The sequence below is a fragment of the Nocardia miyunensis NBRC 108239 genome (assembly GCF_001613065.1).
Lineage (GTDB): Bacteria > Actinomycetota > Actinomycetes > Mycobacteriales > Mycobacteriaceae > Nocardia > Nocardia miyunensis.
The window spans coordinates 112566-125691 of the sequence record NZ_BDBQ01000047.1 but is presented as its reverse complement, the minus strand read 5'-3'; the positions used below and the strand labels follow the sequence as shown (position 1 = coordinate 125691).

14 protein-coding genes are annotated in these 13126 nt (G+C 67.2%); 6 read left to right on the top strand and 8 right to left on the bottom strand.

The genetic code is table 11. The features are described 5' to 3' along the window. The first annotated feature begins 41 nt into the window (after nt 1-41). The gene (locus NM2_RS51720; RefSeq protein WP_067671128.1) at nt 42-341 is read left to right on the top strand and encodes a hypothetical protein; all 300 of its coding nucleotides are present in this window, start codon (nt 42-44) and stop codon (nt 339-341) included. Between the two features lie 34 nt (nt 342-375). Here NM2_RS51720 and NM2_RS20635 read toward each other — a convergent pair whose 3' ends face one another. The 4 genes from NM2_RS20635 to NM2_RS20620 all read right to left on the bottom strand — a co-directional run bounded on the left by NM2_RS20635 (nt 376) and on the right by NM2_RS20620 (nt 3627). Continuing rightward, nucleotides 376-1326, bottom strand: coding sequence for a decaprenyl-phosphate phosphoribosyltransferase (locus NM2_RS20635; protein ID WP_067671125.1), 951 nt, complete (start codon nt 1324-1326; stop codon nt 376-378). 245 nt (nt 1327-1571) lie between these two features. Next, a complete protein-coding gene (locus tag NM2_RS20630; protein WP_174575656.1) occupies nt 1572-2315 on the bottom strand; it encodes a metallophosphoesterase family protein in 744 nt (247 codons plus the stop codon). Next, nucleotides 2315-3130 carry a BON domain-containing protein gene (locus tag NM2_RS20625; RefSeq protein WP_067671252.1) on the bottom strand — a complete coding sequence of 272 codons (816 nt, stop codon included), beginning with the start codon at nt 3128-3130 and terminating at the stop codon, nt 2315-2317. Before NM2_RS20625 ends, NM2_RS20630 begins: the two co-directional genes overlap by 1 nt. Nucleotides 3131-3405: 275 nt before the next feature. Next, on the bottom strand, nt 3406-3627 hold the full coding sequence (locus NM2_RS20620; RefSeq protein WP_084531334.1) for a hypothetical protein: 222 nt from the start codon (nt 3625-3627) through the stop codon (nt 3406-3408). Nucleotides 3628-3743: 116 nt separating this feature from the next. Here NM2_RS20620 and NM2_RS20615 point away from each other — a divergent pair, with 116 nt between their 5' ends. From NM2_RS20615 to NM2_RS47635, 4 genes are all read left to right on the top strand, one after another. After that, nucleotides 3744-5696: an aconitate hydratase gene (locus tag NM2_RS20615; RefSeq protein ID WP_067671122.1), complete on the top strand. Its 1953-nt coding sequence runs from the start codon at nt 3744-3746 to the stop codon at nt 5694-5696. A gap of 150 nt (nt 5697-5846) precedes the next feature. Continuing rightward, entirely contained in the window at nt 5847-6422 is a 576-nt protein-coding gene (locus NM2_RS20610) for a type 1 glutamine amidotransferase domain-containing protein (protein WP_067671249.1), read from the top strand. A 253-nt stretch (nt 6423-6675) separates the two neighbouring features. Next, on the top strand, nt 6676-7962 hold the full coding sequence (locus NM2_RS20605) for a diguanylate cyclase domain-containing protein (RefSeq protein WP_245718136.1): 1287 nt from the start codon (nt 6676-6678) through the stop codon (nt 7960-7962). Between the two features lie 118 nt (nt 7963-8080). After that, nucleotides 8081-9145, top strand: a complete 1065-nt coding sequence (locus NM2_RS47635; protein WP_169816206.1) for a DUF3349 domain-containing protein — start codon at nt 8081-8083, stop codon at nt 9143-9145. Nucleotides 9146-9196: 51 nt separating this feature from the next. Here the strand turns inward: NM2_RS47635 and NM2_RS20595 are convergent, their stop codons facing one another. Continuing rightward, entirely contained in the window at nt 9197-9871 is a 675-nt protein-coding gene (locus tag NM2_RS20595; RefSeq protein ID WP_067671239.1) for a TetR/AcrR family transcriptional regulator, read from the bottom strand. 104 nt (nt 9872-9975) lie between these two features. On the opposite strand from NM2_RS20595, the gene NM2_RS20590 reads away from it, so the two are divergent. After that, the gene (locus tag NM2_RS20590; RefSeq protein ID WP_067671118.1) at nt 9976-11505 is read left to right on the top strand and encodes an MFS transporter; all 1530 of its coding nucleotides are present in this window, start codon (nt 9976-9978) and stop codon (nt 11503-11505) included. A 53-nt stretch (nt 11506-11558) separates the two neighbouring features. On the opposite strand, the gene NM2_RS20585 is transcribed toward NM2_RS20590, so the two are convergent. The 3 genes from NM2_RS20585 to NM2_RS20580 form a co-directional block, all read right to left on the bottom strand. Then, nucleotides 11559-12101, bottom strand: coding sequence for an Rv1733c family protein (locus NM2_RS20585; RefSeq protein WP_067671115.1), 543 nt, complete (start codon nt 12099-12101; stop codon nt 11559-11561). A 258-nt stretch (nt 12102-12359) separates the two neighbouring features. Continuing rightward, nucleotides 12360-12515, bottom strand: coding sequence for a DUF6131 family protein (locus NM2_RS50245; protein WP_169816205.1), 156 nt, complete (start codon nt 12513-12515; stop codon nt 12360-12362). Nucleotides 12516-12841: 326 nt separating this feature from the next. Beyond that, nucleotides 12842-13015, bottom strand: coding sequence for a CsbD family protein (locus NM2_RS20580; RefSeq protein ID WP_067671113.1), 174 nt, complete (start codon nt 13013-13015; stop codon nt 12842-12844). Nucleotides 13016-13126 lie beyond the last annotated feature (111 nt).

The following is a 13126-nucleotide window of genomic DNA, read 5'->3' as shown; positions in this document are numbered from 1 at the left end:
TTCGAACCGCCTTCCACCCCATACGGTTTCGATGAACTCGAATGGCCGAGGATCAGCACACCGAAACCGGTTATGCCATGCCCGAATTCCCCGGCTACGACGGCGTGGCCAATCCCGCCCTGCCGATCATCAAGGTCACAGCGGTCACCACCCGCACCGGCTGCCATCCGCTCGACCCGTCCGCCGATCCGGACTTCCTGTGGACCAACTTCGACCACGGCATCTCCACCAAGGCGATCTTCGACCGCACCGTCCCGTGGGAACTACGCGACCGCTTCATCCGCGCGCCCTTCCGCGACGTCGACGTCACCGAGTTCCTCCCCGACTGGACCGGAAGCTGACGCGTCCGCGATCGGCCGACCTCGCGGGCCTCGGTCAGTTCTTCAGATAGATGGCTAGAGCCACCGTGACTATCCACAGCCCGGCCGGCAGTCGCAGGCGGCGACTGTGTAGAGCCACTTCTTCGGGTTCGCCCGCGTCGCCGCCGTCCACGTCGACCGCGTATCGCAGAACGGCGATGGTGAAGGGCACCACGGATATGGCGAACCAGATGCCGTTGTCGTGTTCGGGCTCGAAGGCCCACAGTCCGTAGCAGACCACCATCGCGGTCGCCGCGAGAGTCCACACGAAACGCAGGTAGGTCGGGGTGTAGTACTGCAGCGATCGGCGGATTCCGGCCCCGGCGTTCAACGCGAACTGGAGTTCGGCGTAGCGCTCGCCCGCCGCCATGAACAGCGAGCCGAACGCCATCACCAGCAGGAACCACGTCGACAGGGTGATGCCCGCGGCGACGCCACCGGCCACGGCGCGCAACAGGAAACCCGAGGAGACGATGCAGATGTCCAGTACCGGTTCATGTTTCAGGCCCAGACAGTAGGCCAGCTGAATGCCGACGTACACCGCGATCACCACGGCCAGTTGCCAGGACGCGACGAACGACAGGGCGATGGCCGCGATCAGCAGCACCGCGCTCAGCGCGTAGGCCAGATTCACCGGGACCACTCCGGCGGCGATCGGCCGATAGCGTTTGGTCGGGTGCGCTCGATCGGCCGCCACGTCCAGCGCGTCGTTGACCAGGTGGATCCCCGACGCCGCCAGACAGAACACGATGAACGCGATGGCGGTGCGGCCGATCACTTCCGGCTGGGTGATCACGATCGAACCGGTCACCGCGTTGCGGCCCGCGCCCAGCGGCGCGGCCAGAACCAGGACGTTCTCGATCCACTGCCGCGGGCGCAAGGCGGCGAACAGGCCGACTGCCAGGGTCTGCCGTGCTCGCGGACCGGTCCGGCCCGCGTCGGCCGCAGCGATCGGATCCTCACCCATGGTCGGCACCCACCCGCCTCTCGGTGCCGGATCGAGTCGGCACTGCGATTGCCTCGGCGAGTTCAGAGTAGTGCTGAATGATTGCTACATCTGGTTGATCGGGCAAACGACATTACTTGTAATGCGGCGGAAGCCTCGAGCTTCGGCAATGTCGGTCACCGTCACCCCCATGAGCGTTCGCTCGAGCTGATCCCGCTTCGGCCATGTATTGGCGACCTGGCGGCTCTACCGCGTGAAGCGCTGAGCTAGGCGGTGCGGGATCGCACCAGCACCGGCAGCTCGTACACCGCGAAAGCCGAATGGATGACCGGCTGAGCGACATTGCGCACCGGGACCCCGCCCGGGGTGATGCCGCGCTCGGTTCCGGCGTGGGCGTGCCCGTGCACCGCCAGATCGGCACCGCACGCATCGATCGCCTCGCCGAGCAGATACGAGCCCAGGAACGGGTAGATCTCCCGCGGCTCGCCGTGCAGGGTGCCCTCGATCGGGGCGTAGTGGGTCAGCGCCACCGTGACATCGGTCCGCAATCCGTCGAGTGCGACGCGCAGCGCATCAGCCAGATCCACGCTGTGCGAAACGAATTCGCGCATGATGCGCTCACCGAAGGCGCTGGCGCAGCGTCCCGCGAATCCTCCGCCGAAGCCCTTGGTCCCCGCGATACCGAGAGTGCGGCCGCCGACCCGAACGGTCACGGCGCCGCCCTCCAGCACGGTGATGCCGTGATCACCGAGCAATGCGGCGATGTCGTCCTGCTCGTCACCGTGGTGGTCGTGATTGCCGAGCACGGCGACCACCGGTACGCCGATGTCCGCGAATTCGGTTGCGACAACCCGTCCTTCGGCGAGGGTGCCGTGCCGAGTCAGATCCCCGGCCAGCAGCAGCACGTCGGCGTGATCCGGCAGGGTCGCGAGTGCGGGCCCGAGCGATCCGGCCGATTCCGTGCCCAGATGAACGTCGCCGACCGCGGCGACACGGATGCTGTCCGCCATCAGCCGAGCCGTTCGCGACCCACCGGGCCGTCCGGGGTGATCACGCGAACGTCGTTGTGCACCTGAAGTTTCGGAGCCTGCTCGCGCACGACCTCCTCGATGTGCAGGCGTCGCCGCGTGCTGCTCACCTCACCACCCAGCGCCACCGCGTTGTCGCGAACACTCACCTGGACGCCGAGTTCGGCCGTCCGCGGGTCCTCCGCGAGGACTCGGCGAAGGTTGGCCGCCAGATATTGGGGCAGCAGGTCGTCGGTCGCGGGATCGTCGTCGCGGCTGATGTGCAGATCATCGAGAAGGCCCAGGAACGCCCGGGCATAGGGCGAGGCCCCGGTCTCCTCGGCTACTCGCGGCCAATCCACCTGCTCTCGCAACTCCCGCGCCGTCCGCAACAGCCCGGTGAAATCGAGCCGATGCGAGTCGAGCACCATGAGTTTGTCGATGACGAGGTCGGTGGCGCTGATCACCGGCGCCACGGTCGGGCCGATCGGCAGGGTGCTCGCCCGAGCCAGCAGAGCATCGGTCACGGCTCGGTGATTGGGCTGAAAGACCAAGTCCACCAAGGTATCTCCGTCGTACACCGTGGTCAGCCAGTCCTCCGGGGGATCGGCCGCGCGAAGACCGGCTCGCACCAGCGCCTGCCGGGCGCGCTGCGCGTCGGCGGGCTTGATGAAGATGTCGACATCCTGGTCCGACGCCGGGCCACCCCGGGCGTATACGGCACATCCTCCCGCGACCGCGAACGGAATTTCCTCGCTCCGCAATGTGTTGGCGACCCGGGTGACCGTATCCAGAAGCTGATCGATCCCTGTGTGCATATCCGCGCCGTACCCGACCGGTATCGGATTATTCGCCGCGTCGCACATCCGTGCCGGACCATCCATGAAGCCCGTGCACAACCGCCGCATCTCGGTCCACTCCGGTTGGAACCATCGTCACCGTCCACGACGGCGGCGGCGTGCACGAAACGGTCGAGACCGCGGACTCCGGCCCGCGGACGGCGGACACGACACCGGACAGTAGGGGCGGGGACGGTGCCGTGCCCGGCATCGCCATACCCGGCCCGCAGGCCACCAAACGGGGCAGCCCCCTCCTACCCGAACGCCCGGAGAGCGTACCTGCGCTCCTCGTCCGTCGGCGGCCCCTTGCGCAGCAGCCGCCATCCGTCCCCACAGCAACCTTCCGGCAAGTCCGGCAGCGCATGCCCCTGCGCATCGGCGCAGCACCGATGTCCGCAACCGGAATTGCAGGCGTAGACGCCCTCGACCGGAGCCTTCTGCCCCGGCCGCAATACGACGTTCGGATTGATCAACACATTCCGGCCATACCCCCGCAAACGCGTTGATCACCGATCTCCGGATACCGATTCGGGTGACCCCGATCGGGTATCCGGCCGACGTACCAGCCCCGGGGAATGAAGGAAGGGCAGTCATGGGCGCCACACTCGCGCACAAGCTGGTCGGATCGCACCTGATGTCCGGCGAGATGACACCGGGTGCCGAGATCGCGATCCGGATCGATCAGACCCTCACCCAGGACGCCACCGGCACCCTGGTGATGCAGGAGCTCGAGGCGCTCGAACTCGATCGGGCCCGCACGGAGGTCAGCGTGCAGTACGTCGACCACAATCTGTTGCAGACCGACGCGAAGAACGCCGAGGACCACGAGTACCTGCGAACCGCCGCACAGCGATTCGGCCTGTGGTACTCCAAGCCGGGCAACGGAGTCTCGCATCCGACCCACATGCAACGGTTCGGCGTGCCGGGAAAGACCATGGCGGGCTCGGACTCCCATACGCCCGCCGCCGGATCGCTGGGCATGCTCGCGATCGGCGTGGGCGGACTGGAAGTGGCACTGGCGATCTCGGGCCACCCGCTGCGCCTGCGGATGCCGCGGGTGTGGGGTGTGCGGCTGGAAGGCGAACTGCCGCAATGGTGTTCGGCAAAGGATGTGATCCTCGAGATGCTGCGCCGACACGGCGTGCGCGGCGGAGTCGGCAGGATCATCGAATATCACGGCCCCGGCCTGGCCGGACTGTCGGCGATGGATCGCCACGTCATCGCGAATATGGGGGCCGAACTGGGCGCGACCACAACGGTATTCCCCAGCGACGAGATGGTGCGCGAGTTCCTGCGGGCGGAGGACCGCGAGGACGACTGGATCGAACTGGCCGCCGACGACGACGCCGAGTACGACATCCGGGAGACCATCGATCTGGCCGGTATCGAGCCGCTCATCGCCCGTCCCAGCTCCCCCGGCGACGTCGTGCCGGTGCGTGAGGTCGCGGGCGAGCCGATCGCGCAGGTGGTGATCGGGTCCAGCGCCAATCCGGGCCTGCGGGACTTCGCCATCGTCGCGGCCATGGTCGCGGGACGCCAGAGCGTGCCGCAGGTCAGTTTCGATGTGAATCCGACCTCGCGGGAGATCCTGTCCGATCTGATGGCGATGGGAGCCACCACCGACCTGGTCGCGAGCGGGGCGCGGATCCATCAAGCCGGATGCATGGGGTGCATCGGCATGGGTCAGGCCCCGGCCACGGGCGCCAACTCACTGCGCACGATGCCGCGCAACTTCCCCGGACGCTCCGGCACCGAGGAGGACGCGGTGTGGCTGTGTTCGCCCGAGACCGCGGCCGCGTCGGCGCTGACCGGGGTCATCACCGATCCCCGGGAGTGGGCCGGCACCGAGCACGTCGACTATCCGGCACTGGCCCTGCCGCAACGGCATTCGGTCAATACCGCGATGCTGGTCGCCCCGCCGGACCCGGAGACCGCGCGAAGGGTGCGGCCGGTCAAAGGACCCAACATCTCCAGCCTGCCCGAGTCCGGGGAACTGCCCGACCAGTTGCGCGCACCGGTGCTGCTGAAGGTCGGCGACGACGTGTCCACCGACGAGATCTCCCCCGCCGGGGCGCGGGCTCTGCCGTTCCGATCCAATATTCCCGAGCTCGCGACGTTCACCTTCACCCGGATCGATCCGTCGTATCCGCAACGGGCACAACAGATCACGAACTCCGGACATATCGTGGTGGGCGGCGGGAACTACGGGCAGGGCTCGTCTCGGGAACACGCCGCGATCACCCCGCGCTATCTCGGCCTGCGCGCGGTCATCGCGAAGTCCTTCGCCCGAATCCACTGGCAGAACCTGGCCAACTTCGGCGTCCTGGCACTCGAATTCGACGACCCGGCCGACTACGACGCCATCGACCAGGGCGACGAACTACTGCTGGATGATCTGCACGACTCCCTGCCCGCCCGAGACACGCTCGAGGTGCGCAATCTGACCAAGGGGCGCTCTTTCCTCGTCCGTCACCGCCTGTCGTCCCGGCAGGTGCGCGATGTGCTGGCGGGCGGGCTGATCCCGCGGCTGGCCCGGTCCGCGTGAGGACACCGTTCGCCGGGCCGTTTGTCATCCGGAATACGGGGTAGCGCGATCGATGAGACACACCGGATCGCCGCGTCCGCCCGAGCGCGGCTTCTCCGGGTCCGGATACCCATCGGGCACCGGAATACCGACGATCCCGAGGAGGACCGGATGCAGGACGTCATGAATGGAACACCGAATATCCTGGTCGTCACCTCGAACACCGGTGTCGAGCGGGACGAACTCCTGGTGCCGTTGCAACGCCTGCGCGAACGCGGCGCCCGAGCGGTGCACGCCGCCCCCGGCAAGGCCAGGGTGCAGACCTTCGTGCACGACACGGACAAGGACGTGACCGTCGACCCGGACATCGACCTGAGTGCGGCCTCCGCAGACGATTACGACGCGGTCGTCATCCCAGGCGGCACCGTCAACGCGGACAAGCTACGCGTGGAGCCGAAGGCCGTGGAATTGGTGCGCGCGTTCGCCGCCGCCGGCAAACCGGTCGCGGCGATCTGCCACGGTCCCTGGCTGCTGGTCGAGGCGGGACTCGTGGACAAACAGACGCTCACGTCCTACTTCTCCCTGCAAACGGACATTCGAAACGCCGGAGGTCACTGGACCGACCAGCAGGTGGTCGAATCCTCCGAGAACGGCCGCACACTGATCACCTCACGCAATCCGGGCGATCTCGAGGCATTCTCGGCGGCGATAGCGGGCGCGACCTTCGGCGCGATGTCCGCGCACTGAGGTCGGTACGCCGACGACACCCGACGAGCGGACACACCTTTCATCTCGAACTCCGCACTGCCGTCATCTGAATCGCGACCAATTCGCAATGTTTCAGGTGTGGCGATCTTCACAAAAGACCGTAACTGTGACGTTTCAGGCGTAGGAATGCTTCCGAGCAGTAGATTCGGAAGTGTTCTGATGTCGAGTGGCTATCGGGTCGTTCGCGGAGTGGCTTGAGTCCGCTGGCGAGCCGATCCCCGAGGGGATTGCGGTGGACGATGTCGAGGAGATGCTGGCACGGGCCTGGTTGAAGGCCCTGGCCGCCATTGACGTGGCCCGGAAGTCGGACCCGCGCACACGCTATCTGTTGCGAGGTCTGATCGTCGATCTTCTCGCCGCATTGCACACCGATCCCTTCGACGCGTCGGCAGGCGTGCAGGTTGGAAGGGCTCTGGTCGCGGCGCAGTGGACCGATGAGCAGGTCCCGTGGGTGTCCGCGCGGGCGCTGCACCGACTCGCCGACCACTGCCCGCACCCCGACGCCAGCGCCCGGCTGGCGGTTCTGCTGACCGCCGTCGGGCAAGGACACCAGGCCGGGCTGTGCGATCTGGGCGGCCTCGATCACCCGCACGCCGAGCAGCAACGCCCCCGCGAGGCGGGCGGCAAGGACGACTGGTTCCGCAGTGTGTTCGACAACATCGCCGCCGCGGTCGCGATCGGGGACACCGATGGCACGCTGCTGGAAGCGAACAGTGCCCTGGCGGAGATGATCGGTGTTCCGGTCGAATCGCTACAGGGGATATCGGTCTACGATTTCGCCCACCCCGATGACAAGGACCACATCCGCGAGCTGGTATTCGAGCAGTTGGTACCGGAACGGTCCGGCACGGTCAGGTTGGAGCGCAGGCTGGTGCGCGCGGACGGCAGCATCGGGTGGATGTCGTTCGCGATCACCTATGTCCCGGGACTCAACGAGCACCCCGACTACCTGCTGGCCGTGGGCTCGGATGTGACCGAGTTGCACCAGCGGCACGAGGAGCTGCATCGCCAGGCCCGGCACGATCCGCTGACCGGGTTGCCCAATCGCCGCCTGCTCGCCGAGCGAATCGACGAGCTGATCGCCACCGCGCACCCCGGCGATCACGCCGGGTTCTGCTTCGCCGACATGGATCATTTCAAGGAGATCAACGACCACTACGGCCACAATGTCGGGGACAAGGCTCTCGCCGCGGTCGCGGCCCGCCTGCGCGGCAGTGTGCGTGATCACCACTGCCTCGTCGCGCGCATCGGCGGCGACGAATTCGTCGTGCTCATCCCGCCGCCGGCCGGCACTTCCCGGATCACGGTCATCGCCGACCGGCTGCTGGAGGCACTGGCCGACCCGATCGTCATCGATGGTCACACCCTGCCGATGTCGGCGAGCATCGGCGCCATCGTCACCCCCATCGCCGGAGCCGACACCGAATCCCTCCTGGCCGCCGCCGACGCGAGCCTCTACAACGCCAAGACCAACGGCAAGGGGCACTGGGTTCTGGAGATCCCCGACGCACCCACCTGACGGCCGGCCCGAAACCCGACCGGTGCACTCGGTGCGGCGATTTGGGGCAGACTCCCTTGCGAAGCCGTGACTAGGTCGATACGAGGGTGTGTTTCACCCCGGACGGTACGGGAGGTACGTGGTGGAGTGGTCGGATCTGCTGGCCCGGATCGTGGCATGGCTGCGGGCCGGATACCCGCAAGGGGTTCCGTCGCAGGACTATGTGCCGCTGCTGGCACTGCTGGGACGCCGATTGAGTGACGACGAGATCGACCAGGTGGTCGACGCACTCCTCGTGCAAGGCGCACTACCGGCAGACCGGGTCGACGCCGCGGTCGCGATCACCCGTTTCACCCAGGAGCTGCCCGGCGAAGCGGATCTGGCGCGGGTGCGCGATCGGCTTCGGGCGGCCGGGTGGCCGGTCGGTGGTGACTGGCAACCCGGATCATCCGGTGCCGCGACCAAACCGGTTCTGCCGCTGCGTGTTCCGTCCGACGAGGAAATACCGAGTGGGGTCGGATCGGGTGCGCGGACCCGGTACCAGGAGAATCTGCGGCAGCTGGCCGGATTGCTGCAGGAGATGTGCCTGCGCGATCGGACCGTGGTGGCGACCGCGACCAACGCGCTGCTGACCGGGGATCTGGAGCAGTCGCAGATCGCGATCGATATCGGCGGCGAGGTCGAGGCGCTCGCGCGGGACACCGAAGCCGAAGCGATGCGGCTGCTGGCATTGCAGTCGCCCGTGGCCCAGGAACTGCGGCAGGTGATGACCGCGCTCCAGCTCACCGGCAATCTGCAACGCATGGCGGTGCTGGCGACCCACATCGCCACCGCCGCGCGCCGCCGTCATCCCGAACCCACGGTCCCCGAGCCGATTCAGCCGTTGATCGCCCGGATGGGCACCGCGGCCGTATCGATCGCCACCAGCGCGGCCGCGGCGCTGGAATCACCGGATCCCGAGACCGCCGGCCTGCTCGACGGGCAGGACGATGTCATGGACGGCCTCCACGAGGAACTACTGGCCACCGTGCTTGGTCCGGCGTGGGACCACGGGATCACCGCCGCGGTGGATCTCACTCTGATAGGCCGGTATTACGAGAGGTTCGCCGACAACGCCGTCGAGGTCGGGCGCCGCACCATCTTCCTGGCCACCGGCGAAACCGCCGACGAATGGACCCCGGCAGAGCACACCGACCAGGACTGACCATTACGGCGGACAGTTCGCCGTGCGACCGCGGCACGTACAGCGCGCGGCTCAGCGATGTGGGCTCTCGACGATCGCCTGTGCCTGTTCCTCGGTGAGCGGAGGCGGGGTGTCGAGGGTGAGGGGCGTCCTGGAATCGTTGCGCATGCCATCGAACATCAGGGCCAGGGTGCGCAGCCAGAGGTCGGGATGCTCGGGCCCGCCGAATTCGCGCGCGGCGCCGATCGCCGCCAACATCACGGGAAAGTCGTTGTGGGAGAAGCTGTCCCGCAGCCATCCGGCCCGTTTGGCGTTATCGACGAGGATCTGCACACACGTGGACAGCCGCTGCTGCGCCGCGAGGGTGAACTCCGTAGGTTCCACACCGCCTGCGAGCATGAGGTCCCGCAGACCCTTGTTGTTCGCGAACGACGTACTCGCCTGGAGGCAGAACTCGACGAACGCGCGACCGGCGTCGTCCGCGCGGACCGCGGCCTCGGCGAGTTCGACCACGCTCTCGATCTCGGCTTCGAACAGCGCGCGGATCAACCCGTTCTTGTCGCCGAACCGCCGATAGACGGTCCCGACACCGACACCGGACCGCTCGGCGACATCGGCCACGGAGACCTCGAGACCGCGTTCGGCGAACACCGTCATCGCGGCCGCCGAGATCTTCTCGACGTTGCGTTCCGCGTCGCGCCGCAGACGGTGGTGATCACCGTCCGCGAAGACTTCGACTGTCGGCATGGTCACATCCTACACAAACCGGAACACCATATTCCGCTTTTGTCGTTATCGTAGGGGCAACAAGCGGAACAGAGTGTTCCGCTTTCGAGCGAGGAGGCGACGAGATGTCCACGACACCGACGGTCCGCCCGGCAACGGCCGAAGCACCGGCGCGGCGCCGCGACAGCGGTGGCGGTACCGCCAGGCACCACAACAAATGGCTGATCCTGATCGTGCTGGCGGTGGCGCAGCTGATGGTGGTGCTCGATTCCACGATCGTGAACATCGCGCTGCCCGAAGCCCAACGCGCCCTGGGCTTCAACAACGACCTGCGGCAATGGATCGTGACCGCCTACTCGCTGACCTTCGGCGGATTGCTACTCGCCGGCGGTCGGCTCAACGATCTGTTCGGCCGCAAGCGAACCCTGATCATCGGCCTGATCGGATTCGCGGCATCCTCGGCCCTGGGCGGATGGAGTCCCAACTTCGAGGTACTGGTCACCGCCCGCGCACTACAGGGCGTGTTCGGTGCGCTGCTGGCTCCGGCCGCCTTGTCGCTGCTGACGGTCACCTTCGCCGAGGGCAAGGATCGCGCCCGCGCCTTCGGCATCTACGGCGCGATCTCCGGCGCCGGTGCCGCGATCGGCCTGCTGGTCGGCGGCGTACTCACCGAGTACCTCTCGTGGAACTGGTGCCTGTACGTCAACGTCGCGTTCGCTGTCATCGCCCTGGTCGGCGCGGCGAGATTCATTCCCGGCCACCGGCGCGACGCCCAGGGCCCCACATTCGATCTGCTCGGTGCGTCGTTCGTCACGGTCGGCCTGTTCGCCCTGGTCTACGGTCTGGCCAACTCCGAGAGCAAGGGCTGGTCCGACACCTGGACCCTGGCGTTCATCGGCGTCGGCATCGCCCTGCTGGCCGCGTTCGTACTCGTGGAGAGCAGGGTCGAGCATCCCCTGCTGCCACTGCGCGTCCTCCTGGACCGGGTCCGCGGCACCTCGTACCTGGTGATGCTGATCTCCGCGATCGGGATGTTCGGCGTATTCATGTTCCTGACCTACTACCTGCAGAACACCCTGGGATACAGCCCCGTCGTCACCGGTCTGGCCTTCCTGCCGATGGTCGGCGCCCTGGCCGGAACCGCGTCGCTGGCCGGTGGTTTCACCAGGCGGGTCAGCCCGAAACTGGTCGTCGGCGCCGGACTCGCCGCCGCCGGAGTCGGCATGGTCATACTCACCCGGATCGAGGCCGGGAGCGGGTACGCGACCGGCGTGCTGCCGGGATTGCTCGTCGTCGGGATCGGACTCGGCGCCGTCTTCGCCACCGCCATGGGGTACGCCACCACCGACGTCGCCACCAGCGACGCGGGCGTCGCCTCGGCAATGGTGAACACCGCACAGCAGGTCGGCGGCTCCATCGGCATCTCACTGCTGTCGAGCTTCTCCGCGACCGCCGCCACGAACTACGTCGCCGACCACAAAACGAGCGGCGCGACGATGACCGCCCTGCAGCAGGGCGCCCAGATCGCCAGCTACCACACCGCATTCTGGTGGGCCGCCGGATTCTTCTTCGCCGGCGCGGTCCTGGCCGGACTGCTCTACCCGGCCAAGGCGCCGGACCTCGACCCGGACGCCGCACCGGTGATCGCACACTGATCGAACAGCCCACCGGAGCGTCGGCGAGCCTGTCGCCGACGCTCCGGCGCGGCTCAGGCCGCGTCGCTCAGCTCACGCCATTCCCGATCCCATGCGGCCCGGCGGTAACGTCCGAACACCCGGTTGCTGACCACCAGCAGCACGGCGGTCCCGGCCGCGATCGCGTCGAAGAGAGTCATGCCCGCCGCGATGCCACAACCGAACCCCGCCTTCGACGGCGAGCGGTCCCCGACCGGAGTGCCGTCCCGGGCCAGCAGTACCGGCACCCGATCACCGGGTTCCGCGTTCGGCGCGACGTCCACGTCGACGATCCCGGAGCGCCCGTCCCGGCTCCACTCTGCCCGCGTCTGCCAGACCGGACCGGTGGATGCGGCGGATTGCTGTGGCGCCCAAGGCCTTTGGATAACGACAGCGGAGACGACCGTTGCCGACCGCAACTCGTCCCGGGCCCGCGAGCCGGCCTGTATGTCGGCGTTGCGGCCCGTCCACACGGCCAGCGGGACGGCCGCGACCAAGAGCACGATGCCCAGGACCCGGATCCACCCTTCGCAGCGGTCGGACCGCCGCAACAACGGATTCGCGCTCCACGGCGCCATTCGCCCGATCTTTCGCAGCGGCGACGGTCGGCCACCGGTCGGCGACGGTGCGTTTCGCGATCCCGGATACCTGCCGGCCCGCCGCGGTCCCGCACTGTCCGGATCATGAGGCATGGGAGCTCCTTATCGGCTCACAGCGTCGTCGGCCATACGGCCGAAACTCGATCCACCGCACTTCCACAGAGCGGCCCCGGGAAGCACCCGGGGCCGCCTGTTGTTTCTCGGCCACGATTTATCGATGATCATGGCAAGCGCCGGTCAATAGTAGTGACGGCGGCCGGCGACCGGGCGTCCCAGGGCTCCGAGCAACGCCAGCGCCGCTCCGATGACAAGGGCGATGATGCCGAGGGTCCACAGAATAGGGATGCTGAAAATGAAACCGAGAACCAGAAGAATGATTCCGATGACGATCATGAAATACTCCTCACATTGACGAGCCAACCCGCGACTCGCTATTCCGCAAGCCCTCCGCTGGTGGCGAAGGGCGCGCCGTGCGCCGGCCGGTGCCAACGCACTCGCCCGAACTCTCGACGTCGAGCGCATACCCCGAAATTCGCATCCCAACCCGGTCGTAGCGACCTGCTCGCAGGGTCACGCCGACCCTGCTCGCAGTTCCGACCGGCGTTACTGTTCACCGCCGCTTTCGCGCTCGTGACGCAACGCCTTGTCGAGTTCATCGCGCAACCGGCTGACAGCCTCTTCATCACCCGCGTCGTCGGCGGTGGTGATGTCCTGCCCGATCACTCGGAGAAGGCATCCTTCACTTTCTCACCGGCGTCCTTCAGATTCGATTTGACCTGATCGCCTTTTCCCTCGTCCCGAGTCTCGCGATCGCCGGTCGCCTCGCCCACTTTTTCTTTCGCCTTGCCGGCCAGCTCGTCGACCTTGTTCTTCGCTTTGTCTGTGGCACTCATCGCGTACTCCTTTCCGGTTGGAGCGCTGCGGTATAGCGCTCCACCGCCGCTTACCCGGGTGCGCGCGACCGAAACGGAGCATGCCCCGAACGCGTGGATTCGGGGCATGCC